At 60.8% G+C, this 22,541-nt stretch carries 22 protein-coding genes; 2 read left to right on the top strand and 20 right to left on the bottom strand.

Going from position 1 to position 22,541, the window contains the following annotated elements:
* Positions 1–4: 4 nt before the first annotated feature.
* Positions 5–487: a PaaI family thioesterase gene (locus ACIPZG_RS04625; protein WP_400642137.1), complete on the bottom strand. Its 483-nt coding sequence runs from the start codon at positions 485–487 to the stop codon at positions 5–7.
* Positions 484–960 (bottom strand): PaaI family thioesterase, encoded by a 477-nt coding sequence (locus ACIPZG_RS04620; RefSeq protein ID WP_400710670.1) that lies wholly within the window; start codon positions 958–960, stop codon positions 484–486. The genes ACIPZG_RS04625 and ACIPZG_RS04620 overlap by 4 nt, the downstream gene beginning before the upstream one ends.
* A 154-nt stretch (positions 961–1,114) precedes the next feature.
* On the opposite strand from ACIPZG_RS04620, the gene ACIPZG_RS04615 reads away from it, so the two are divergent.
* The gene (locus ACIPZG_RS04615) at positions 1,115–1,390 is read left to right on the top strand and encodes a hypothetical protein (protein WP_008091929.1); all 276 of its coding nucleotides are present in this window, start codon (positions 1,115–1,117) and stop codon (positions 1,388–1,390) included.
* 67 nt (positions 1,391–1,457) lie between these two features.
* Here the strand turns inward: ACIPZG_RS04615 and ACIPZG_RS04610 are convergent, their stop codons facing one another.
* The 11 genes from ACIPZG_RS04610 to sdhC all read right to left on the bottom strand — a co-directional run bounded on the left by ACIPZG_RS04610 (position 1,458) and on the right by sdhC (position 15,480).
* Positions 1,458–2,204: a DUF599 domain-containing protein gene (locus ACIPZG_RS04610; RefSeq protein WP_400710667.1), complete on the bottom strand. Its 747-nt coding sequence runs from the start codon at positions 2,202–2,204 to the stop codon at positions 1,458–1,460.
* Positions 2,205–2,439: 235 nt separating this feature from the next.
* Positions 2,440–3,753, bottom strand: a complete 1,314-nt coding sequence (brnQ, locus tag ACIPZG_RS04605; RefSeq protein WP_400710664.1) for a branched-chain amino acid transport system II carrier protein — start codon at positions 3,751–3,753, stop codon at positions 2,440–2,442.
* A 401-nt stretch (positions 3,754–4,154) separates the two neighbouring features.
* Positions 4,155–5,039, bottom strand: a complete 885-nt coding sequence (gene sucD, locus ACIPZG_RS04600; protein ID WP_004376004.1) for a succinate--CoA ligase subunit alpha — start codon at positions 5,037–5,039, stop codon at positions 4,155–4,157.
* A complete protein-coding gene (gene sucC / locus ACIPZG_RS04595) occupies positions 5,039–6,205 on the bottom strand; it encodes an ADP-forming succinate--CoA ligase subunit beta (protein ID WP_008091914.1) in 1,167 nt (388 codons plus the stop codon). Before sucC ends, sucD begins: the two co-directional genes overlap by 1 nt.
* A 175-nt stretch (positions 6,206–6,380) precedes the next feature.
* The gene (gene lpdA, locus ACIPZG_RS04590) at positions 6,381–7,817 is read right to left on the bottom strand and encodes a dihydrolipoyl dehydrogenase (RefSeq protein ID WP_008091912.1); all 1,437 of its coding nucleotides are present in this window, start codon (positions 7,815–7,817) and stop codon (positions 6,381–6,383) included.
* Positions 7,818–7,910: 93 nt separating this feature from the next.
* Positions 7,911–9,119 carry a 2-oxoglutarate dehydrogenase complex dihydrolipoyllysine-residue succinyltransferase gene (gene odhB / locus ACIPZG_RS04585; protein WP_400710661.1) on the bottom strand — a complete coding sequence of 403 codons (1,209 nt, stop codon included), beginning with the start codon at positions 9,117–9,119 and terminating at the stop codon, positions 7,911–7,913.
* A gap of 42 nt (positions 9,120–9,161) precedes the next feature.
* Positions 9,162–11,993: a 2-oxoglutarate dehydrogenase E1 component gene (locus ACIPZG_RS04580; RefSeq protein ID WP_400710658.1), complete on the bottom strand. Its 2,832-nt coding sequence runs from the start codon at positions 11,991–11,993 to the stop codon at positions 9,162–9,164.
* Between the two features lie 246 nt (positions 11,994–12,239).
* Positions 12,240–12,944, bottom strand: a complete 705-nt coding sequence (locus ACIPZG_RS04575) for a succinate dehydrogenase iron-sulfur subunit (RefSeq protein ID WP_012315348.1) — start codon at positions 12,942–12,944, stop codon at positions 12,240–12,242.
* A gap of 11 nt (positions 12,945–12,955) precedes the next feature.
* Positions 12,956–14,728, bottom strand: coding sequence for a succinate dehydrogenase flavoprotein subunit (gene sdhA, locus ACIPZG_RS04570; RefSeq protein ID WP_400710655.1), 1,773 nt, complete (start codon positions 14,726–14,728; stop codon positions 12,956–12,958).
* A 3-nt stretch (positions 14,729–14,731) separates the two neighbouring features.
* Positions 14,732–15,100, bottom strand: coding sequence for a succinate dehydrogenase, hydrophobic membrane anchor protein (gene sdhD, locus ACIPZG_RS04565; RefSeq protein ID WP_008091903.1), 369 nt, complete (start codon positions 15,098–15,100; stop codon positions 14,732–14,734).
* Positions 15,094–15,480, bottom strand: a complete 387-nt coding sequence (gene sdhC / locus ACIPZG_RS04560) for a succinate dehydrogenase, cytochrome b556 subunit (RefSeq protein ID WP_008091902.1) — start codon at positions 15,478–15,480, stop codon at positions 15,094–15,096. Before sdhC ends, sdhD begins: the two co-directional genes overlap by 7 nt.
* 352 nt (positions 15,481–15,832) lie before the next feature.
* On the opposite strand from sdhC, the gene gltA reads away from it, so the two are divergent.
* On the top strand, positions 15,833–17,122 hold the full coding sequence (gene gltA / locus ACIPZG_RS04555; RefSeq protein ID WP_008091889.1) for a citrate synthase: 1,290 nt from the start codon (positions 15,833–15,835) through the stop codon (positions 17,120–17,122).
* 221 nt (positions 17,123–17,343) lie between these two features.
* Here the strand turns inward: gltA and ACIPZG_RS04550 are convergent, their stop codons facing one another.
* The 7 genes from ACIPZG_RS04550 to ACIPZG_RS04520 all read right to left on the bottom strand — a co-directional run bounded on the left by ACIPZG_RS04550 (position 17,344) and on the right by ACIPZG_RS04520 (position 22,526).
* Positions 17,344–17,949 (bottom strand): START domain-containing protein, encoded by a 606-nt coding sequence (locus tag ACIPZG_RS04550; RefSeq protein WP_400710652.1) that lies wholly within the window; start codon positions 17,947–17,949, stop codon positions 17,344–17,346.
* Positions 17,950–17,983: 34 nt separating this feature from the next.
* The gene (locus ACIPZG_RS04545; protein WP_008091885.1) at positions 17,984–18,238 is read right to left on the bottom strand and encodes a YkgJ family cysteine cluster protein; all 255 of its coding nucleotides are present in this window, start codon (positions 18,236–18,238) and stop codon (positions 17,984–17,986) included.
* 121 nt (positions 18,239–18,359) lie between these two features.
* On the bottom strand, positions 18,360–18,806 hold the full coding sequence (locus ACIPZG_RS04540) for a hypothetical protein (RefSeq protein ID WP_400710883.1): 447 nt from the start codon (positions 18,804–18,806) through the stop codon (positions 18,360–18,362).
* A gap of 66 nt (positions 18,807–18,872) precedes the next feature.
* Positions 18,873–20,312: a PLP-dependent aminotransferase family protein gene (locus tag ACIPZG_RS04535; protein WP_008091881.1), complete on the bottom strand. Its 1,440-nt coding sequence runs from the start codon at positions 20,310–20,312 to the stop codon at positions 18,873–18,875.
* A 220-nt stretch (positions 20,313–20,532) separates the two neighbouring features.
* Positions 20,533–21,345 (bottom strand): OmpA family protein, encoded by an 813-nt coding sequence (locus ACIPZG_RS04530; RefSeq protein ID WP_400710649.1) that lies wholly within the window; start codon positions 21,343–21,345, stop codon positions 20,533–20,535.
* Positions 21,342–21,695 carry a DUF4398 domain-containing protein gene (locus ACIPZG_RS04525; RefSeq protein ID WP_008093324.1) on the bottom strand — a complete coding sequence of 118 codons (354 nt, stop codon included), beginning with the start codon at positions 21,693–21,695 and terminating at the stop codon, positions 21,342–21,344. Before ACIPZG_RS04525 ends, ACIPZG_RS04530 begins: the two co-directional genes overlap by 4 nt.
* Positions 21,696–21,704: 9 nt before the next feature.
* Entirely contained in the window at positions 21,705–22,526 is an 822-nt protein-coding gene (locus tag ACIPZG_RS04520) for a substrate-binding periplasmic protein (protein WP_400710646.1), read from the bottom strand.
* Positions 22,527–22,541 lie beyond the last annotated feature (15 nt).

Genomic DNA, 22,541 nt, shown 5'->3' with positions numbered 1-22,541 from the left:
GATGTCATGCAGATGGGGGCTGCCCGGGTGATTTCAAGGGCTTTTCCGGTTCGATCTTGAAATGCGCACGTGCGGTGGCGATCGGTGACTGCCTGTCACCCTGCCAGGCGGTGATCGCCACGTTGGTCACCCGCCGGCCCTGACGCCACAGCTGGCACTGGGCGTAAGTGTCGCGGTAGTGCCCGGCGCGCAGGTAGTCGATGGAGAAATCGATGATCTTCGGGATGCTCGCGCTCTCGCTGTAGATCAACAGGTAAAGCGCCGCCGAAAGCTCCATGAAGCCCGCGATGACACCCCCATGGATGGCCGGAAGCAACGGGTTGCCGATGTTGTCCTGGTTGGCTGGCAGGAGGAACAGCAGGTCATCGCCCTGACGCTCGCAGGTGATGCCGATCAGGGACGCATAGGGAATCAGCGCCAGCAATGGCTGGTAGTCGCCAACGGCATGGGCTGCATTGAGGCGTTGACGCACGTCTTGGGGGATCATGCACCGCCCTCCTTCAGGGTGTTGCCGAAGCGAATGCCGCCCTTGATCTCTTGCCCCAGGCGCATGAACGTGCCCACCACCTGGCAGATCGGCTGGTTGGGGTCATCCTGGTAAGCCGTGCCTCGGGTGAAGATGACATCACGGGTAACCCGGTAGCACTGGGCATGGCCGTAGATGGCCTTGCCTGCTTCAGCCGGGTGCATGTAGTCGATCCGCAGGTCCAGGGTTGGGCAGACCTCGAAACGCGGTAGCACACACAGCGTGGCCATGCCGCAGGTGGTGTCCATCAGCGTGGTCAAGGCCCCGCCATGCACCGCGCCGGTCTGCGGGTTGCCAACAATGGCGGGTGACCAGGGCAGCATCAGTGTCATACCTTCGGCATCGGCATGGGCCACGCGCATCTGCAACACCTGGCAATGTTTAAGCGCCGACAAGAAGCGTTCGGCCATGGCCACCAAGCTGGAATCGCTCATCCGTACTTCCCCTGATAACAGTCGCGCCGGCATAAAATCGGTAAAAAGTCTATATAGATCGGGGCTTTATATATGTGCAAACTCTGCGGAACTTATCCGCTGTGGATGAACTCGAAGGAACAAGTCACTTATTCCACCAAGGAGATACACCCCCATGCGTAAACCTTTTGCTTTTGCTCTGATGCTGGCTGCTGCCATGGGCCTGGCTGCTTGCGATAAAGCGAGCGAAGACAAAGCCCAAGACGCACAGCAACACGCCGAGCAAGCCCAGGAAAAGATGGGCGAAGCTCAGGATAAGATGAACGAAGCCGCCAAGGAAAACGCCGAAGCCGCCAAAGATCAGGCCGAAGCCGAGAAGAAGGCTGCCGAAGAAGCCGCTCCGGCAACTCCGGCGCCGGAAACTGCTCCAGCCGAGCCTGCCAAGCAGTAATCGAGCCGCACAAAAAAACCCGACAACTGTCGGGTTTTTTTGTGCCTGTAACTTCGGATTAAACGTTTCAGGTACTAGCAATAGTTTCTTTGCCGGCCTCGGTAGGCGCACTCTCGGTTGGCGTGAATACCATGACTTCGAGCACATCGGAATGAAACTCGCGGCGGTACAGCACCAGCACAACCCCCACACTCACGACCATGAACAGCCAAGGGCTGATGAACCAGGTGAGCATGGCCATGCCGAAATAATAAGAACGCAGGCCGAAGTTGAACTGGTTGGCCGCCAGCGACAATACCCGTGCCGCTCTTGAAGCAAAGGCCTTGCGCTCCAACTCATTGACCAGGCGTTCACCAATCATGGGGGCCGAACCCACCAACACGGCAGCGAAGTTGTATTGGCGCATGCACCAGCTAAAGGTGAAGAAGGCATAGACGAACACCATCGCCAGACACAGCAACTTGATTTCCGACATGCCCTGGGATGCCTGCTGTACCAACGGCAGATCAGCCAGCAATGACAGTGCACGGTCCGAAGCCCCCAGCACAGTGAGAATGCCGGCCAGGATGATCAGGGTACTGGAGGCGAAGAACGACGCATTACGCTCCAGGTTACCGATCACGCTGGCATCGGCGATACGGTTGTCGCGCAGCAACATGCGTCGCATCCAGTCTTCGCGGTACATGTGCAACACGCTGGCCAGGCACGCGGTGTCGCGCCCCTTCCAGATGGCGTAGCGGGTGTAACCACCCCAGCAGAGTGCGAACCAGCAGACGGCCAGCAAGTTGTGGAAGTTGTTTTGGATGAAGTTCATGCAGGTTTCCCGAAGGCAAGGTGCATAAAGAATAGGAACCGGATTTCGACGTCGGCAAGTCGGTAAAGACACACATTCGGCACAAAATGTTCCTTGCCTGATCCGGCTTGCCGGCGATGAGGCCCGTGCAGACAAACAAAAACCCCGCATCCTTGCGAATGCGGGGTTTTCTGGTCTCCACCTGCGGCGTGCACCCTACGGCTTGTGGCCGGTGCCGCCCCCAGGCTTCAACGCATCAGGCCAACGCTTCGCGCGGCTTGCCGAGCATGCGGTCGCAGGCCACGGCGCCAACCAGCGTCACCACCGAAGGCACCAGCCAAGCCAGGCCCTGGTCGCTCAGCGGCAGGTGCGCCATGAAGTCTGGCAGCACGTGGGCAATGGTGCTGCCCTTGATCGCGTCGATCACGCCGAACAGCAGCGACACCGCCATTACCGGTGCCAGGATTCGGGTCGGCGAATGCCACAGCTCCTTCACGAAGCTCAGCCCCACCACCACGATGCAAGGCGGATAGATGGCGGTCAGCACCGGAATCGAGAACATGATCAGCTTGGTCAGACCCAGGTTGGAGATCACCAGCGAGAAGCCCGCCAGGATCACCACCAGCGCACGGTACGACAGCGGCAGGATCTGGCTGAAGTACTCGGCGCAGGCGCAGGTCAGGCCAACAGCGGTCACCAGGCAGGCCAAGGCGATCAGCACCGCCAGGAAACCGCTGCCCAGCGAGCCGAAGGTGTGCTGCACATAAGCATGCAATACCGCCGCACCGTTGGTGGCATCCGCGGCGATCTCGTGGCTGCTGGCCCCAAGACGGAACAGGCTGACGTACACCAGCGCAAGGCCGACGCCGGCGATCAGGCCAGCGATGATGGCATAGCGGGTGATCAGCTTTGGCGACTCGACACCGCGCGAGCGGATGGCGTTGACGATGACGATACCGAAGACCAGGGCGCCAAGCGTATCCATGGTCAGGTAGCCATCGGAGAAGCCCTTGGAGAATGCGGCGGCGGCATAGGCCGGCTGCGCTTCACCAATGGTCCCTGCTGGCAGCGCGAACGCTGCAATGCCGAGCACGGCCAGGGCGATGATCTTCAGCGGCGCGAGGAAGCGACCCACGGTATCGAGCAACTTGCCCGGATACATGGACACTGCCAGCACTACGAGGAAGTACACCAGGCTGTAGATGAACAGCGCCAGCGGGCTTTCGCCGGTCAGCGGTGCCACACCGACTTCGAACGACACGGTCGCGGTCCGCGGGGTAGCGAACAGCGGGCCGACCGACAGATAGCACACGGCCGCCAACAGGCCACCGAAGAACTTGCCGATAGGACTGCTCAGGGCATCCATACCGCCACCGACCTTGGCCAGCGCGACCACGGTGATGACCGGGAGGCCTACCGCGGTTACCAGGAAGCCCAGGGCAGCCATCCATACGTGTGGACCGGATTGCAGGCCAACGATAGGCGGGAAGATGATATTGCCGGCGCCCACGAAAAGCGCAAACGTCATAAAGCCAAGTGCCAGGATATCCTGGCCTTTTAAAACTTTCATTTAGGGTAGTACCACACTGCTGAAATCGGGATTCGAGAAGGGATTTCCCCATGGATGAGGGAAATGCTGCCCGGCTTGATAGGCCAGACCCGTTTAGCGTGTCGTTCCCTTTTGGGGTACGGGCACAGAGTGAACGCGTAGATTAACCGTTTTACCGGGTAAACGCACTGCAACGGTACTGCTTGTCCGATGTGCGTACATGTTTGTCGTCTGCGTGACCGATGACAGTAGGAATTATCCCAGACATGGGAAATTCGTCTGTGTGAAAAAACCTATCAAACCTATCGAAAAATCGTTGCTGTCTGCGCCGGCGATAGGGCCAGTGCAGGCAATACTAATCCCAGAAACGACAGAGGCCACCCGAAGGTGGCCTCTGTGCGCGTGGGGGTACTGCGTGTTACTTACTTCTTGACTTCCCAGCCAGTCAGCTCGGCCAGGGCCTTGCCGATGTCAGCCAGGGAACGCACGGTCTTCACACCAGCGTCCTGCAGGGCGGCGAACTTCTCGTCCGCAGTGCCCTTGCCGCCGGAAATGATGGCGCCAGCGTGGCCCATGCGCTTGCCCGCAGGTGCGGTAACACCCGCGATGTAGGAAACGACCGGCTTGGTCACGTTGGCCTTGATGTAGGCCGCGGCTTCTTCTTCAGCCGAACCGCCGATCTCACCGATCATGACGATCGCTTCGGTCTTCGGGTCTTCCTGGAACAGCTTCAGGATGTCGATGAAGTTGGAGCCCGGGATCGGGTCACCACCGATGCCGACGCAGGTCGACTGGCCGAAGCCGGCGTCGGTGGTCTGCTTCACGGCTTCATAGGTCAGGGTACCGGAACGCGAAACGATACCGACCTTGCCTGGCAGGTGGATGTGACCTGGCATGATGCCGATCTTGCACTCGCCCGGCGTGATCACGCCTGGGCAGTTAGGGCCGATCAGGGTAACGCCCAGCTCGTCGCACTTGACTTTGGCGTCCAGCATGTCCAGGGTCGGAATGCCTTCGGTGATGCAGACGATCAGCTTGATGCCGCCGAAGGCCGCTTCCAGGATCGAGTCCTTGCAGAACGGAGCCGGAACGTAGATGACCGAAGCATCAGCGCCGGTAGCTTCCACGGCTTCCTTGACGGTGTTGAACACCGGCAGGCCCAGGTGGGTGGTGCCACCCTTGCCTGGGGTTACGCCGCCGACCATCTTGGTGCCGTAGGCGATGGCTTGTTCGGAGTGGAAAGTACCCTGCGAGCCGGTGAAGCCCTGGCAGATGACTTTGGTATCTTTATTGATCAGGACGCTCATTACTTGCCCTCCGCAGCTTTGACAACTTGTTGAGCAGCGTCGGTCAGGCTGGTTGCCGCAATGATGTTCAAACCGCTTTCTGCCAGTACTTTAGCGCCCAGTTCGGCGTTGTTGCCTTCAAGGCGAACGACGACCGGAACCTTGACGCCGACTTCTTTCACTGCACCGATGATGCCTTCGGCAATCATGTCGCAGCGAACGATGCCGCCGAAGATGTTGACCAGAACGGCCGCGACATTGCTGTCGGACAGAATGATCTTGAACGCTTCGGTAACGCGCTCTTTGGTGGCACCGCCGCCTACGTCGAGGAAGTTGGCTGGCTTGCCGCCGTGCAGGTTGACGATGTCCATGGTACCCATGGCCAGGCCAGCACCGTTGACCATGCAGCCGATGTTGCCTTCCAGGGCCACGTAGTTCAGCTCGAAGCTGGCAGCGTGGGCTTCACGAGGATCGTCCTGCGACGGGTCGTGGAAGGTTTTCAGCTTAGGCTGACGGTACATGGCGTTTGCGTCGATGTTGATCTTCGCATCCAGGCAGTGCAGGTCGCCGTCGGCCTTGATGACCAGCGGGTTCACTTCCAGCAGGGCCAGGTCGTGCTCTTTGAAGAGCTTGGCCAGGCCTACGAAAATCTTGGCGAACTGTGCAACTTGCTTGCCTTCCAGACCCAGCTGGAATGCCAGTTCACGACCCTGGAACGGCTGAGCGCCGACCAGCGGATCGATAGTAGCCTTGATGATCTTCTCAGGAGTTTCGTGAGCGACTTTCTCGATGTCCACGCCACCTTCGGTGGAAGCCATGAACACGATACGGCGGCTCGAGCGATCGACTACAGCGCCCAGGTACAGCTCTTTGGCGATGTCAGTGCAGGATTCGACCAGGATCTTGGTCACTGGCTGACCGTTGGCGTCGGTCTGGTAGGTCACCAGGCGCTTGCCCAACCATTGCGCAGCGAACGCCTTGGCGTCTTCCTTGCTGCGAACCAGCTTGACGCCGCCCGCTTTACCGCGACCACCTGCGTGAACCTGGGCTTTTACAACCCATTCGGAACCGCCGATCTTGTCGCAGGCTTCTGCTGCGGCTTCAGGGGTGTCGACTGCGAAACCCTTGGAAACTGGCAGGCCGTATTCAGCGAACAGCTGCTTACCCTGATACTCGTGAAGATTCATGCTTTTTACCGTCTTCGTTAGGTACTGCGCTTCGGCGCTGCGCCATTGCTGGCGCCGCACCACCTGTGACCGTTGTTAACCCCGGGTTTTCCCGTGTGATTCGGTCCGGCGGACGTTCCGCGGTGAGTCATGCACGCAAGACTCACGACGGGCAGCCCGCCGTGGTTTCTTATAATTAACGCTTCTTACGGTTGGCCACGTGAATGGCGCCGCCATTCACTGCCAGCGCTGCTTCATGCAACGCTTCGGACAGGGTTGGATGGCTGAAGACCATCATGCCCAGATCCTCGGCACTGGTGCCGAATTCCATTGCGATTGCGCCCTGCTGTACCAGTTCGGCAGCCGATGGGCCAATCACGTGCACACCCAGTACGCGGTCGGTCTTGGCATCGGCGATGACCTTGACGAAACCACCGGTGTCGTTGGCTGCCATCGCACGGCCGCTGGCCGCGAACGGGAAGGTGCCTACGTTAACCTCAACACCCTCGGCCTTCAAGGCTTGTTCGGTCTTGCCGACCCACGCGATTTCCGGGTGGGTGTAGATAACCGACGGGATCAGGTCGTAGTTCATCTGGGCTTTGTGGCCCTTGATGCGCTCGACGACCATGATGCCCTCTTCCGAGGCCTTGTGCGCCAGCATCATGCCACGCACCACGTCACCGATGGCGTAGACGCCCGGTACGCTGGTAGCGCAGTGATCATCGACGAAGATGTAGCCACGCTCGTCGATGGTCACGCCGCTGTCGGCGGCCAGCAGGTCAGTGGTCACCGGGCGACGGCCGACCGCGACGATCAGCTTGTCGAAGGTGATCTTCTGCTCGCCGTTGGCGTCGGTGTAGGTCACTTCGACTTCGTTGCCGTTGACTTTCGAGCCGGTGACGCGAGCGCCCAGCTTGATGTCCAGGCCTTGCTTGGTCAGGGTCTTCTGGGCTTCTTTCGACACGGCGGTGTCGGCAGCCATCAGGAAGGTGTCCAGGGCTTCCAGGACGGTGACCTGGGCACCCAGGCGCGACCATACCGAACCCAGCTCCAGGCCGATGACGCCAGCGCCGATCACGCCCAGGCGTTGTGGCACGGTCTGGAATTCCAGGGCGCCGGTGGAGTCGACGATGACGTTCTGGTCGACCGGAGCCGGCGGAATGTCGATCGGACGCGAACCGGAGGCCAGGATCACGTTCTCGGCTTCGATGACTTCGGTGGTGCCGTCAGCCTTGGTGACTTCGACTTTCTTGCCAGCCAGCAGTTTGCCGTGGCCTTGGATCGAAGTGACGCCGTTGGCCTTGAACAGCGTGGCAACGCCACCGGTCAGGTTCTTGACGATGCCAGCCTTGCGGCCAACCATCGCGGCGACGTCCATCTTCACTTCGCCAGTGGAGATACCGTGGACGTTGAAGCTCTCTTTGGCTTCCTTGTACTTCCAGGAGCTGTCCAGCAGCGCCTTGGACGGAATGCAGCCTACGTTCAGGCAGGTGCCGCCCAGGGCCAGCTTGCCCTCGGCGTCGGTGTACTTCTCGATACAGGCAGTCTTCAGACCAAGTTGGGCAGCCTTGATGGCAGCCACATAGCCGCCAGGACCTGCACCAATCACCACTACGTCGAATTTCTGGGTCATAAAAGATTCCTTATCAGCTACAAGCTACAAGCCGCGAACCGCGCGGCCCCGCTTCTTTCGAAGGCAGGGGCCGAACGGTACGCAGCCAGAGGGTTAGATGTCCAGCAGCAGGCGAGACGGATCTTCCAGCAGGTTCTTGATGGTGACCAGGAAGGTTACCGCTTCCTTGCCGTCGATCAGGCGGTGATCGTACGACAGCGCCAGGTACATCATCGGGCGGATTACCACTTGGCCATTGATGGCCATCGGACGCTGGATGATGTTGTGCATGCCGAGAATGGCAGCCTGCGGCGGGTTGACGATCGGGGTCGACATCATCGAACCGAAGGTACCACCGTTGGTGATGGTGAAGGTGCCGCCGGTCATTTCTTCGATCGACAGCTTGCCGTCACGGGCCTTCTTGCCGAAGGTCGCAATGCCGTTCTCGATTTCAGCCAGGCTCATCGACTCGGCGTTACGCAGAACCGGTACCACCAGGCCACGGTCGCTGGAGACGGCAACGCCGACGTCGGCGAAGCCGTGGTAGACGATGTCGTTGCCGTCGATCGAGGCGTTGACTGCCGGGAAGCGCTTCAGTGCTTCGGTGGCGGCCTTGACGAAGAACGACATGAAGCCCAGGCGCACGCCGTTGTGGGTCTTCTCGAACAGGTCCTTGTACTTCGAACGCAGGGCCATGACTTCGGTCATGTCGACTTCGTTGAAGGTGGTCAGCATCGCCATGTTGGACTGGGCTTCGACCAGACGCTCGGCGATCTTGGCACGCAGACGGGTCATCGGCACGCGCTTCTCGGTGCGGTCGCCAGCGGCGGTCACAACCGGAGCAGCGGCGGCAGCGGCAGGCTTGGCAGCAGGCGCCGATTTCTTGTTGGCCACTGCAGCGACCACGTCTTCCTTGGTCACGCGACCGCCTTTGCCGGTACCGGCAACGGTGGCCAGGTCGATGCCGTTCTCTTCAGCCAGCTTGCGCGCGGCTGGAGCGGCGACCGGGTCGTCTTCGCCAGCGTCGGCAGCAGCGGCAGCCGGAGCAGCAGCGGCCGGGGCAGCGGCTGGAGCGGCAGCAGCGCCGCCTTCAACGATCGAACCCAGCACTTCGTCGGACAGGACGGTTTCGCCCTCGCCCTTGACGATGTCACCCAGCACGCCATCGGCGGTAGCCAGCACTTCCAGGACGACCTTGTCGGTCTCGATGTCGACGATCAGTTCGTCACGCTTGATGGCTTCGCCCGGCTTCTTGTACCAGGTGGCAACGGTGCCGTCGGCGACCGATTCCGGGAAGGTTGGGGCTTTGATCTCGATAGCCATTATCAGTATTTCCTTAAATTCGGTTTCAGGTGCGCGAAGGCGTTAGACAGTGAAGGCGTCTTGCAGCAGTTTTTCCTGCTGTTCGGCGTGCTTCGATGCGTAACCACAAGCTGGCGCGGCAGAAGCGTCGCGACCGGCGTATTCCAGGACCAGCGCCTTGTTGTGGCGGCCCAGGATACGGCGCATGTGGTGCTGACTGCTGTACCAGGCGCCCTGGTTCATCGGCTCTTCCTGACACCAGACTGCATGCTTGAGGTTGCTGTACTGCGCCAGGATTTCGACCAGGTCGTCCTCGGGGAACGGATACAGCTGCTCGATACGCAGGATCGCGATGTCTTCGCGGCCTTCGGCACGGCGTTTTTCCAGCAGGTCGTAGTAGACCTTGCCGCTGCACAGGACCAGGCGCTCGACTTTGGCCGGGTCGATTGCATCGACTTCCGGGATCACGGTCTGGAACGAACCTTCTGCCAGGTCTTCCAGGGTCGAGATGGCCAGCTTGTGGCGCAGCAGCGACTTCGGCGTCAGGACTACCAGCGGCTTACGCAGCGGGCGGATGACCTGACGACGCAGCAGGTGGTAGATCTGTGCCGGGGTGGTCGGTACGCAGACCTGGATGTTGTGCTCGGCGCACAGCTGCAGGTAACGCTCCAGACGCGCGGAGGAGTGCTCCGGGCCCTGCCCTTCATAGCCATGTGGCAGCAGCATGGTCAGACCGCACAGACGGCCCCACTTGTGCTCACCGCTGGTGATGAACTGGTCGATCACCACTTGCGCACCGTTGGCGAAGTCGCCGAACTGGGCTTCCCAGATCACCAGCGCGTTCGGCGTGGTGGTCGAGTAACCGTATTCGAAGGCCAGTACCGCTTCTTCCGAGAGGAAGGAGTCGTACAGGTCGAAGCGCGGCTGGCCCGGGAACAGGTTCTGCAGCGGTACGTAGGTGCTGGCGTCCTTCTGGTTGTGCAACACCGCGTGGCGGTGCGAGAAGGTGCCACGGCCGATGTCCTGGCCGGTCATGCGGATCGGGTGACCTTCGAACTGCAAGGTGGCGTAGGCCATGGTCTCTGCATAACCCCAGTTGATCGGCAAGCCACCGGCCTGCATCTTCTGACGGTCTTCGTAGATCTTCGACACCTGACGCTGGACGACGAAGCCTTCCGGCAGTTCCAGCAGCTTGGCCGACAGTTCCTGCAGGGTCTTGAGGTCGAAGCGGGTGTCGTGACGCGCGGTCCAGGCATGACCCAGGTACGGACGCCAGTCGACGAACAGCTCGCGGTTCGGCTCCTTGACCAGGCTCTTGACCACGTGCAGACCGTTGTCCAGCGCGTTGCGGTACTCGTCGATCTTGGCCTGGGCGCGCTCGGCGTCGATGCGACCGGCCTGGATCAGCGACTCGGCGTACAGCTCGCGGGTGGTGCGCTGCTTGCTGATCTGCTGGTACATCAGAGGCTGAGTACCGTTCGGCTCGTCAGCCTCGTTGTGGCCGCGACGGCGGTAGCAGACCAGGTCGATGACCACGTCACGCTTGAACTGCATGCGGTAATCGATGGCCAGCTGGGTCACGAACAGCACCGCTTCCGGGTCATCGCCGTTCACGTGCAGGATCGGCGCCTGGATCATCTTGGCGACGTCGGTAGCGTACTCGGTGGAACGCGAGTCCAGCGGGTTGCTGATGGTGAAACCAACCTGGTTGTTGATCACGATGTGCACAGTACCGCCGGTCTTGAAACCGCGGGTCTGCGACATCTGGAAGGTTTCCATGACCACGCCCTGGCCGGCGAACGCAGCGTCACCGTGGATCGAGATCGGCAGCACCTTGTCACCCACGGTATCGTTGCGACGGTCCTGACGGGCGCGCACCGAACCTTCCACCACTGGCGAGACAATTTCCAGGTGGGACGGGTTGAACGCCATGGCCAGGTGAACTTCGCCACCAGGGGTCATGACGTTGGAGGAGAAGCCCTGGTGATACTTCACGTCACCGGAGCCCAGCTCGTTCATCTTCTTGCCTTCGAACTCGTCGAACAGCTCGCGCGGGTTCTTGCCGAAGGTGTTCACCAGCACGTTCAGACGGCCGCGGTGGGCCATGCCGATGACAACTTCCTTGGTGCCGTAGGAGCCGGAGCGCTGGATCATTTCGTCCAGCATCGGGATCAGGCTTTCACCACCCTCCAGGCCGAAGCGCTTGGTGCCTGGGTACTTGGTGCCCAGGTACTTCTCAAGGCCTTCACCGGCGGTCACGCGCTCGAGCAGGTGAGCCTGCACGTCGGCGGAAAACTCCGGACGGCCGCGCACGCTTTCCAGGCGTTGCTGGAACCAGCTGCGCTGCTCGGAATCGGTGATGTGGGTGAATTCGGCGCCAATGGTGCGACAATATGTCTTCTGGAGTGCCTCGAAGATGTCGCGTAGGCTCGCTTCCTCTTTGCCGATGAACAGGTCGCCGGCACGGAAGGTCGTATCAAGATCGGCATTGGTCAAGCCGTAGTGATTGATCGACAGGTCTACGGGCGCAGGGCGCTGCCACAACCCCAACGGGTCGAGCTTGGCAGCCTGATGGCCGCGCATACGATAGGCCTGGATCAGTCGCAGTACTTCAACCTGCTTCTTCTCGTGTTCTGTGCTCACGCTCCCGGCGGATACCGGTTGGGCGCGGCGCTGGTTCTTTGCCAGCAGTACGAAATGGTCGCGGATCGTCGAGTGCGATACATCGGTAGCGGTGCTGCCATCAGCAGGCAACTTCTGGAAGTAAGTGCGCCACTCTTCTGGCACAGCGTTAGGGTCGTGCAGGTAGAGCTCGTAGAGCTCTTCCACATATGCAGCGTTACCACCTGAAAGGTGGGCGCTTTCCCACATGCGCTGCATCACGCTTTCTTGCATGCTTGGTCACCCTCGGTTAGGGGACTGATCGGCGAGAGCCAGAGCAAACCTGGAAAAGTCCGAACACAGCGACTGAACCACGCCACTTGGATCCTGCTGATTTTCCGGGTACCAGCCCGGAAAGCCCCTGCTGGTCTCATATCTTCATAGGTATCGAGCGCAGGCTTTGTAGGCCCTTGCTCAGGTTTTACCTCAGTGCGGGCTCACCACCCGCACCTCGGCTTACTGCAGTTACAACGCTTTGAATCAGGTGCCGCTTTGCAGCAGCATGTTACGTACGTGGCCGATTGCCTTGGTCGGGTTCAGACCCTTCGGGCAAACGTTCACGCAGTTCATGATCCCGCGGCAGCGGAATACGCTGAACGGGTCATCCAGGGACGCCAGGCGCTCCTGGGTCTTGGTGTCACGGCTGTCGGCCAGGAAGCGATAGGCCTGCAGCAGGGCGGCGGGGCCCAGGAACTTGTCCGGGTTCCACCAGAACGACGGGCAGGAGGTCGAGCAGCAGGCGCACAGGATGCACTCGTACAGACCGTCCAGCTTGTCGCGATCTTCCGGCGACTGCAGACGCTCGATAGCCGGAGCCGGCGTATCGTTCTGCAGGAATGGCTTCACCTTCTCGTACTGCTTGTAGAAGATGCTCATGTCGACCACCAGGTCACGAATGACCGGCAGGCCTGGCAGCGGACGCAGAACCAGCTTGTTGCCCTTCACCACACCCGACAGCGGGGTGATGCAGGCCAGGCCGTTCTTGCCGTTCATGTTCATGCCATCGGAACCGCACACGCCTTCACGGCAAGAACGACGGTACGAGAAACCCTCGTCCTTTTCCTTGATCAGCGCCAATACATCCAGAACCATCAGGTCCTTGCCGCCGGTATCGACGTCGAACGACTCCATCTTGGGCGCCGAGTCGGTGTCCGGGTTGTAACGATAAACTTCGACTTTCAACATAGCAGCCACCCTTAGTAAGTCCGGACTTTTGGTTCGAAGGCTGGAACAGTCTTCGGCGCAAAGTTGACGCCACGCTTGGCAACGCGCTTCTCACCCGGGTAGTACAGGGTGTGGCACAGCCAGTTTTCGTCGTCACGGTCTTCGAAGTCTTCACGGGCGTGAGCGCCGCGGGACTCTTTACGGGCTTCGGCCGCAATGGCGGTCGCTTCGGCAACTTCCAGCAGGTTCTGCAGCTCCAGCGCTTCGATACGCGCGGTGTTGAAGGCCTGGGACTTGTCGTTGATCTTGACGTTGGCGATACGCTCGCGCAGGCCAGCCAACTGCTCGATACCCTTCAGCATGTATTCGCCGGTACGGAATACACCGAAGTAGTTCTGCATGCAGCTCTGCAGCTCGCGCTTGAGGCTGGCAACGTCTTCGCCAGTGGAGCGCTCGTTGAGCTTGTTCAGGCGGCTCAGGGCAACATCGATATCGGTGTCGCTGGCGTCGAGATGCTCGATGCCGTCGCTCAGCGCCTTCTCCAGGTGCAGGCCGGCAGCACGGCCGAACACCACCAGGTCGAGCAGCGAGTTGCCGCCCAGGCGGTTGGCACCGTGAACCGATACGCACGCCACTTCACCTACGGCGAACAGGCCAGGGATGATGTGATCCTTGCCTTCGTCGTCCATGGTGATGGCCTGGCCATGAATGTTGGTGGCAACACCACCCATCATGTAGTGGCAGGTTGGAACGACCGGGACCGGCGCGACGACTGGGTCGACGTGAGCGAAGGTCTTGGACAGTTCGCAGATACCTGGCAGGCGGCTGTGCAGCACTTCCTCGCCCAGGTGGTCCAGCTTCAGCAATACGTGGTCCTTGTTCGGGCCCACGCCGTTGCCGGCGATGATTTCCTTGACCATGGAACGGGCGACAACGTCGCGGCCGGCCAGGTCTTTCGCGTTCGGCGCGTAACGCTCCATGAAGCGCTCGCCGTGGGCGTTGATCAGGTAGCCACCTTCACCGCGGCAACCTTCGGTGACCAGTACACCGGCGCCGGCGATGCCGGTCGGGTGGAACTGCCACATCTCGATGTCCTGCACCGGTACGCCTGCACGCAGGGCCATGCCGATACCGTCACCGGTGTTGATCAGGGCGTTGGTGGTCGAGGCGTAGATACGGCCCGCACCGCCAGTGGCCAGCACGGTGGCCTTGGACTTGATGTACATGGTTTCGCCGGTTTCGATGCAGATCGCGATCACACCGACGAAAGCGCCTTCCTGGTTCTTCACCAGGTCGACAGCGTAGTACTCATTAAGGAAGGTGGTGCCGGCTTTCAGGTTGCCCTGATAGAGGGTGTGCAGCAGCGCGTGACCAGTACGGTCGGAAGCGGCGCAGGTACGGGCAGCCTGGCCACCCTTGCCGAAGTCCTTGGACTGACCACCGAACGGACGCTGGTAGATACGGCCGGTTTCGGTACGCGAGAACGGCAGGCCCATGTGGTCCAGCTCGAAGACCGCGGCCGGGCCTTCCTGACACATGTATTCGATAGCGTCCTGGTCACCGATGTAGTCGGAACCTTTGACGGTATCGTACATGTGCCAGCGCCAGTCATCGTTCGGGTCGGCCGAAGCGATGGCGCAGGTGATGCCGCCCTGGGCGGAAACAGTGTGCGAACGGGTCGGGAAGACCTTGGTGACCACAGCGGTCTTGTGGCCGCCCTGGGCCAGCTGCAGCGCTGCGCGCATGCCGGCGCCGCCGCCACCAATGATGATGGCGTCGAAAGAAATGGTTGGAATGCTAGCCATGGATCAGATACCCCAGAGAATCTGCACACCCCAGACGAAGTAAGCGAACATCGCAACGCCGCATACCGCCTGGAACAGGAAACGAATCGCAGTCGCCGACTTGCCGAACGACATCGGCGTCAGGTAGTCGGTGGCGATGGTCCACATGCCGACCCAGGCGTGAGCGCCCAGGGCAACGAGGGCCAGCAGACTGAAGATCCGCATCGCGTTGTTGGAGAACAGACCGTGCCACTGGGTGTAGTCGATGCCTGGGTGGGCGACCACGTAGCCGATCAGGAAGATGAAGTAAGCCGCGAGAACGACCGCCGAGACGCGCTGCGCCATCCAGTCATAGAGGCCCGAACGCGACAGGTTCGTGACATTGGTTACCATACCCAAACTCCCACCAGAACGATCAGCACCACGGAGATGACGATCACGATTTTCGAGCCCAGCTTGCCGCCTTCCAGCGTCTCACCGATGCCCATGTCCATGATCAGGTGGCGTACACCTGCCACGAGGTGATAAAGCAGGGCGGATAGCAGGCCCCAGGTCACGAACTTGGCCAGCGGGCTGGTCAGACACGCCTTCACCTCGCCGAAGCCTTCCTCGGAACCCAGCGACTTGCCCAATGCGTAAAGCATGATGGCAAGGCCGATGAACAGGATGACGCCGGAGATACGGTGCAGGATGGACGTGTACGCAGTGACAGGGAGCTTGATGGTCCTTAGGTCTAGGTTTACAGGTCGTTGGCTTTTCACGGCTTTTTTCACACTGAAGAGCCCCTAGCGAATCAGGGCAAAGTTGTTGGTAAGTGTACTGGTCAGGTACCCACCACCCAGGGAACGGCGACCCCCAGCAGTTCGGGCTTGCAAGCCCCTGGCGGTCGGGTGCCGAGTATAGACAGTTAGGCTGCTTATGACAACGTGAGGGGGTAGCCCAAATAGCGCATTGCCTTTAGCGAGCAAAAGGCGTAAATGGGCGAGAATTTCGTGAAAAATCAGGCCTGCAGGCCGCTTTCAAGCAGCCTTTAGGCAAATTGACATTCGAATTTACTTCTCTATAGTGGTGCGGGCCCTGCGTGGGGGGTCTGTCTGATGATTTCAAGCATTAATAGGAGGCCACATGGCTGACAAAAAAGCGCAGTTGGTCATCGAGGGCGCTGCCCCCGTCGAGCTGCCCATTTTAACCGGCACCGTTGGTCCTGATGTAATCGACGTCCGCGGGTTGGGGGCCACTGGTCACTTCACCTTCGACCCCGGTTTCATGGCGACTGCCTCGTGCGAGTCGAAGATCACCTACATTGACGGCGACAAGGGCGTGCTGCTGCACCGCGGCTACCCGATCGAACAGCTCGCCGAGCAATCGGACTACCTGGAAACTTGCTATCTGCTGCTCAACGGCGAACTGCCGAATGCCGAGCAGAAGGCTCAGTTCGTCAGCACCGTGAAGAACCACACCATGGTTCACGAGCAGCTGAAGTCGTTCTTCAACGGTTTCCGCCGCGACGCTCACCCGATGGCGGTGATGTGCGGTGTGGTCGGCGCCCTGTCGGCGTTCTACCACGACTCCCTGGACATCAATAACCCGCAACACCGCGAAATCTCCGCGGTGCGCCTGGTCGCCAAGATGCCGACCCTGGCCGCGATGGTTTACAAGTACTCCATGGGCCAGCCGATGATGTACCCGCGCAACGACCTGTCGTACGCGGAAAACTTCCTGCACATGATGTTCAACACCCCGTGCGAGATCAAACCGATCAGCCCGGTGCTGGCCAAGGCAATGGACAAGATCTTCATCCTCCATGCCGACCATGAGCAGAACGCCTCCACCTCCACCGTGCGCCTGGCTGGGTCTTCGGGTGCCAACCCGTTCGCCTGTATCGCCGCCGGTATCGCTGCTCTGTGGGGCCCTGCCCACGGCGGTGCGAACGAAGCCGTATTGACCATGCTCGATGAAATTGGCGATGTCTCGAACATCGACAAGTACATCGCCAAGGCCAAGGACAAGAACGACCCGTTCAAACTCATGGGCTTCGGTCACCGCGTGTACAAGAACCGCGACCCGCGCGCCACCGTGATGAAAAAGACCTGCGACGAAGTCCTGGGCGAGTTGGGCATCAAGAACGACCCGCAGCTGGAACTGGCCATGCGCCTGGAAGAGATCGCCCTGACCGATCCTTACTTCATCGAGCGCTCGCTGTACCCGAACGTCGACTTCTACTCGGGTATCATCCTGAAGGCGATCGGTATTCCGACCAGCATGTTCACCGTGATCTTCGCCCTGGCACGTACCGTGGGCTGGATCTCGCACTGGAAAGAAATGCTCTCCAGCCCGTACAAGATTGGCCGTCCGCGCCAGCTGTACACCGGCGAGCTGCAGCGCGACATCGTCGACCTGAAAGACCGCAAGTAAGCTCACCGAGCCGAACGCAAAAAGGCTGCCCTCGGGCAGCCTTTTTTATTGATCTACAAGCCTGCTCTACCTTCCTTTCTGTAGGAGCGGCCTTGTGTCGCGAAAGGGCCGCAACGCGGCCCCAACAATCCATGCCTCGCCGCTACATTCCTGGGGCCGCGTTGCGGCCCTTTCGCGACACAAGGCCGCTCCTACAGAAACGCAAATTGGTAATCCGGGCTTCAGTTCTTCTCAGCCCGCTCGCGCAACCCCTTCAGGGTATTGAACGGCGCATCCACCACGAACTTGTTGGCCACCATCGCCGGCACACTACCACCCGGCTCGGTGTGCACCTGATAGGTCACTTCCGTACTGTCCCCCTTGGGCACCAACTTCCAGAAGCCTTCGACTTTCGCCACCCGTACAAACCCCTTCTCTTCCGGAATGTAGGTCGGCTCTTCCTGCAAGTTTCGCGTCAGGCTGCCATCAGCATCCTTGACCGTGGTGATATGCAGCACCGAGTCCCGCGGCGTCACCGGCCACGGCGTATTGAACTGGGTGTAGGTCCAGCTCTGGTCACCCTCGTGCTTGAGCAGCTTCTGCGATTTGCACTCATGCACCCAGGCGCATGCCCCAGCCACATCTTCCTGCAGCGCCTGGACCTTGGCCAAGGGCGCCTTGATCAGAGTCACGCCACGGTAGGCCTTGTACTTGGAGCCCGGCACTTCGCTGAGGGAGATCTTGATCCCCTCCGCTTCCTTGGCCACTTGCCAGTTTTCCGCCCAGGCCATCGGCGACAGCAGAACACCCACGCCACACAGCAGTGCAATACGCTTGAACGATCTCATCATATTTATCCTTGTTGTCGAAGATCCAGCCTTGTCACGCCGCCGTCATCTGCTCCCACCAACCGAGAATCCTGATCGCCTCTTCACGGTCACTGCCGCACACCTCGACATCCGCCTGGAACCCCCCACACACCGCCGGCCGCTCGGGCTTGCCGAACAGGTCGCAGAGGTTGTCGACGGTCAGGTGCAGGCAGCGCTCACCGGCCGGCTTGCCCTCAGGCATGCGCGGCATCGCCGAGCTGATGGATGGGGCGATGCAGCAGGCACCGCAACCCTCACGACACTTCATGGAAACAGGACTCCCTGGAACAAAACGGGACGAGCGTCCCTGGATAGTAACCGCTCAAACATACGTTTGAAATTGCTGGCCCGATGAAATCCGCCATGACTCGACAGTCAGTTCGACCGGGCTATTGGCGGAACTCGAATTCGATGGCTGCGCCTTCCACTTCGCGGCGACTGTCGTTACGCAACTGCAGCTGCATCTCGTTGTTGATCAGGCGACCATTGAGCTGAAACGGGCTGTCGTCCGTTTCCGGCTTTTCGGTGAACATGGGCGGCAGCAAAGGTTTGCGTCGTGTCGTGGAGCTACCAACATTGGGCTCCAGCTCCCTCACCATGTCGACAGGCAAGCTCAGATCCAGCTTGGCCTTAGGTAGTGGCTGGCGCACCTCCTGACTGACCGGTTTGTGCGCAGGCTTGGCCTTGCGCTTGACGGGCTTGGCCGGTTGCTTAGCTGCAGACTTGGCCGTCTTGCCCTGCTCCTGAGCGGCAGGTTGCGCAGCCTGGGCCACACCAGCCGGCAGGCACAGCGGCGCAAGACAAACGATCAGGGCAAAACTACGCAACAGGTTCATCGACATCGGCAGGCAGACCGGAAAGGTGCGTATGCTCACCGTTCCGCGGGCGCCTGGCAAGCCTCACTAAAATGCGGTTACAGACTCTCTGCACAATTGCTGAGCCAACAAGCCCAAGGTGATCACCGCCCGCTCAGCTTCCTTGTTCCAGGGAATTCCACAATTGAGGCGAATGCAGTGGTTGAACTGCTCGGTATTGCTGAAGATCAGCCCCGGCGCAATGCTGATCCCCTGCTCCAGCGCGCGCACGTGCAGCTCCTGGGTATTGACCCGCCCCGGCAGGCTCACCCAAAGAATGAAACCACCGGTAGGCCGGGTCATCTGCGTGCCTTCGGGGAAGTGCTGCTGCACCGCCAGCTGGTAGGCACTGAGGTTCTTACGGTATTCCTGGCGAATGTAGCGCAGGTGGCGGTCGTAACCGCCGTTTTCCAGATAGGCCGCCACACCCATCTGCGTCACGCTGCAGGCCGAATGGGTGGTGAACGTCTGCAGACGCTGGATTTCTTCCTGGTAGCGTCCCGCCACCATCCAGCCGACCCGCACACCGGGCGACAGGGTCTTGGAGAAACTCGAGCAATAGATGACCCGATCGAGCCGATCGAATGCCTTGAGCGCTTTGGTCTTGCCCTGCTCGAACATCAGCTCGCCATAGATGTCGTCTTCGACAATCTGGATGTCGAAGTCCGAGGCCAGGCGCAAAAGCTGTTTCTGCCGCTCTTCAGGGATGGTGCCACCCAGCGGATTGCTCAGGCGCGCGGTCAGCACCAGCGCCTTGATCGACCACTGGTTGGCCGCCAGCTGCAAGGCTTCGAGGCTGATACCCGTGGAGGGATCGCTGGGGATCTCGATGACTTTCAGCCCAAGCAAGTCCGCCAACTGCAGCAAGCCATAATAGGTCGGCGACTCGGCGGCAATCAGATCCCCAGGACGGGTCAGCACCCGCAGCGACATCTGCAGCGCGTCGACGCAACCATGGGTGACGATCACCTCGCGCGGATCGACCAGCACACCGGCATCGCGCATGCGGATCGCGATCTGGCGCCGCAGCGGCTCGAAGCCAGGGCTGAACATGTAACTGAAGGCACGCGGGCTGTGGAACCGGGTGACCTTGGCAATCTGCTGATGCAGGGCGCGCACCGGCAAGTAGTCGACGTGGGGCACGGCAGCCCCGAAGGGGAACACACCGTCACGCCGCGCCTCGGTCAGCACTTGCTGGATGATGCTCGCGCGGGTGACCAGGCCAGGGCGTTCTACCCGGGCGATGTCCGGCGTCTGCGCGGTCAGTGCCGGGGTCTGGTGGACGTAGTAACCCGATTGCGGCCGGGCACGGATCAGCCCCTGGTCTTCAAGGTTGGCATAGGCCTGCAGCACCGTGGCATGGCTGACATTGAGCTGGGCGCTCATCTTGCGCACGGACGGTACGCGCTCGCCTGGCTGGTAGACACCACGGCGGATGTCATCGGCCAGTTGCTGGGCGATACGCTGGTACAGCAGCAGGTTGGTCATGGCGGACGGCTCATTGTTCTTGTGCGACTCACTGTCGGCAGAGGATACCGTAACAGTTGCAAAGTGTACTGGGACAGATTGCAGAATAGTCGACATTACAGTTGTGTGGCACCTGTCCAGGCGCTATCGCCGGCAAGCTGGCTCCCACAGGTACAGCGCAGCGTTCAGAATCTGCGCAGCACCTGTGGGAGCCGGCTTGCCGGCGATAGGGCCGGGGGAGTCAGCGCGCCGGCGCGAGCTTGCCCTTTTCGTCGGAAAAGACGATTTCCACCCGGCGATTCTGTGCCCTGCCCCGTTCCGAAGCATTGGCCTCGACCGGGTACTGGTCACCATAGCCCTCGACCTGCATGCGCTTTTCGTCGATACCGAGATCGACCAGCATGTCAGCCACCGCCTGGGCACGATCACGCGACAGCTTGAGGTTATCCTCAGGCGCTCCCGTGCTGTCGGTATAACCCTCGATACGCACCACCCGGCGTGGGTTGAGCTGGAGGAACTGCACCAGCTTGAGCACCGTGCGACTGGCCGAGCTCCTCAGGTCGGCACGGCCGGTGTCGAACAGCACATCGCCCAGGGTCATCACCAGACCACGATCGGCCTGCTCCGAAGCCATCGCGGCAATCTGCGTTTCGACCCACTTGCCCTGCTGCTGCACGCTGGCAAGCTTCGCCTCACGCAAAGCCAACTGCAGGCGTTGGCGCTCGAGTTCGAGCTTGGCCACGCGCTCCTGATTCAGCGCCAACTTGGCGTGCTCACTGGCGATTTCGCTGTAGCGCTGGCTGAGGTAGGCATAGTGGCGTACATCACTGCCGGTGCCGATGTAGCTCGACAGCCGATCGGCACGGGCCAGCGACTCACCTGCACGGATCACGTCACGCGGCGCACTGCGCAGCACATTGGAATCGTCCTTCACTTTCTGGAACGCCACCGTGGCATCGTCCAGTGCCGCCGTACTGCGCTGGCTGGCACACCCCTGCAATCCCGCCACCAGTGCCAGCAAGGTCAATGCGGCCATCGGTTTACTGCGCATCATGGCTGCACCTCCAGTTGCTTGCGCAGGCGATTGACCCGCGACTGCAACTGTTCGAGCTGCTCGTCACTCTTCTGGTTCAGCACCTGCGCTTCGGCCAGGCGCGCATCCAGCTCGGCCTGTTCGGCACGCATGCGGGCGTCCCGGTAGTCCTCGGTCAGCATGTTGGTCTTGGCCCGAGCGAACTTGCCTTCGGCCAGCTTCAGCGCCTCGACCTGGTCGGTGGCACCGACCGCCTTGGCCTGTTCCAGCGCCTGCTCGGAAATACGCATCTGCTCATTGGGCGCCGGGTCGTTGGCGCAACCGGCCAGGCCGAGCACAGCCACGGCAAGGATCAGTGATTGGGTCTTCACGCACTCTTCCTACTGTTTGGGGGCGTCCGCCTGCAAATGTACCTGCGCTTTCCAGCGCTCGACATTACGCTGCAGCACGGCTTCGGACGCACCGGAGATCGGCAATTCTGTCAGTTTTTTCGCCAGTTGCCCACGCAGCCAGGCGTCATTGCAGGCTGAGTTGTGCGAGACGGCCAGATACAGGCCTGGTCGATCCACCGGCAGGCCGCGGGCGATCAGGTGGCTGTTCATGCCCAGGCTCTGCGTGATGGCCATGCCCGAGTAGCGCCCGGCCAGCACGTAATCGACCTGCCCCAGCACCAGCTTCTGGAAGGCCTGGGTCAGGTTCTGCGCCGGCTCCAGCTTTAGCTGCGCCTCGGCGAAGGCACTGAACGCCGGGGTCAGGCGGGCACGCTCCGACAGGCTGCCACGGTACTTGGCCAAGTCCGCCGGGCCGTCAAACACCAATTCCGCGTCATGGCGCGTCCACACCAGGTACTCATTGAGCTGCAAGGGTGGGTGAATGTAATCCAGCGCGGTCAGTTGCTCCACTTGCATCGGCGTGTCGAGCAGCAGGTCGATACGTCCGCTGCGCACTTCTTCCAGCGCCTGGTCGCGTCGGCCGGCATTCAGCACTTCCACCTGCACACCGAGCTCGCCGGCCACCTGCCTGAGCAAGTCGACATTGGCGCCGATCAGGTGCTTGGGGTCTTTCGGATCCTGCCATGAATAAGGGGGAGCATCCGGGCTACCGGTCGCCACCAGGCGCTCGCACTTGCCCGCCGCCATGACCAGCGGCGAGAACATTGCCACCGTGCACGCCAGCACCCTGCTCGCTTTGCGAAACGCCATCCATCACTCCTTGCC

It is taken from the genome of Pseudomonas sp. NPDC089395, assembly GCF_044749525.1.
Taxonomy (GTDB): Bacteria; Pseudomonadota; Gammaproteobacteria; order Pseudomonadales; family Pseudomonadaceae; genus Aquipseudomonas.
This window is presented reverse-complemented; position numbering and strand designations above follow the sequence as displayed.

Coding starts and splice junctions, on each gene's coding strand:
- ACIPZG_RS04520 (WP_400710646.1), bottom strand. CDS start 22,526: ATGGCGTTTCGCAAAGCGAGCAGGGTGCTGGCGTGCACGGTGGCAATG.
- ACIPZG_RS04580 (WP_400710658.1), bottom strand. CDS start 11,993: ATGCAAGAAAGCGTGATGCAGCGCATGTGGGAAAGCGCCCACCTTTCA.
- brnQ (WP_400710664.1), bottom strand. CDS start 3,753: ATGAAAGTTTTAAAAGGCCAGGATATCCTGGCACTTGGCTTTATGACG.
- ACIPZG_RS04610 (WP_400710667.1), bottom strand. CDS start 2,204: ATGAACTTCATCCAAAACAACTTCCACAACTTGCTGGCCGTCTGCTGG.
- ACIPZG_RS04545 (WP_008091885.1), bottom strand. CDS start 18,238: ATGAAGTGTCGTGAGGGTTGCGGTGCCTGCTGCATCGCCCCATCCATC.
- ACIPZG_RS04530 (WP_400710649.1), bottom strand. CDS start 21,345: ATGATGCGCAGTAAACCGATGGCCGCATTGACCTTGCTGGCACTGGTG.
- ACIPZG_RS04535 (WP_008091881.1), bottom strand. CDS start 20,312: ATGACCAACCTGCTGCTGTACCAGCGTATCGCCCAGCAACTGGCCGAT.
- sdhA (WP_400710655.1), bottom strand. CDS start 14,728: ATGGCTAGCATTCCAACCATTTCTTTCGACGCCATCATCATTGGTGGC.
- sucD (WP_004376004.1), bottom strand. CDS start 5,039: ATGAGCGTCCTGATCAATAAAGATACCAAAGTCATCTGCCAGGGCTTC.
- sucC (WP_008091914.1), bottom strand. CDS start 6,205: ATGAATCTTCACGAGTATCAGGGTAAGCAGCTGTTCGCTGAATACGGC.
- ACIPZG_RS04620 (WP_400710670.1), bottom strand. CDS start 960: ATGAGCGATTCCAGCTTGGTGGCCATGGCCGAACGCTTCTTGTCGGCG.
- odhB (WP_400710661.1), bottom strand. CDS start 9,119: ATGGCTATCGAGATCAAAGCCCCAACCTTCCCGGAATCGGTCGCCGAC.
- lpdA (WP_008091912.1), bottom strand. CDS start 7,817: ATGACCCAGAAATTCGACGTAGTGGTGATTGGTGCAGGTCCTGGCGGC.
- ACIPZG_RS04550 (WP_400710652.1), bottom strand. CDS start 17,949: ATGAGATCGTTCAAGCGTATTGCACTGCTGTGTGGCGTGGGTGTTCTG.
- ACIPZG_RS04575 (WP_012315348.1), bottom strand. CDS start 12,944: ATGTTGAAAGTCGAAGTTTATCGTTACAACCCGGACACCGACTCGGCG.
- ACIPZG_RS04625 (WP_400642137.1), bottom strand. CDS start 487: ATGATCCCCCAAGACGTGCGTCAACGCCTCAATGCAGCCCATGCCGTT.
- sdhD (WP_008091903.1), bottom strand. CDS start 15,100: ATGGTAACCAATGTCACGAACCTGTCGCGTTCGGGCCTCTATGACTGG.
- ACIPZG_RS04615 (WP_008091929.1), top strand. CDS start 1,115: ATGCGTAAACCTTTTGCTTTTGCTCTGATGCTGGCTGCTGCCATGGGC.
- gltA (WP_008091889.1), top strand. CDS start 15,833: ATGGCTGACAAAAAAGCGCAGTTGGTCATCGAGGGCGCTGCCCCCGTC.
- ACIPZG_RS04540 (WP_400710883.1), bottom strand. CDS start 18,806: ATGAACCTGTTGCGTAGTTTTGCCCTGATCGTTTGTCTTGCGCCGCTG.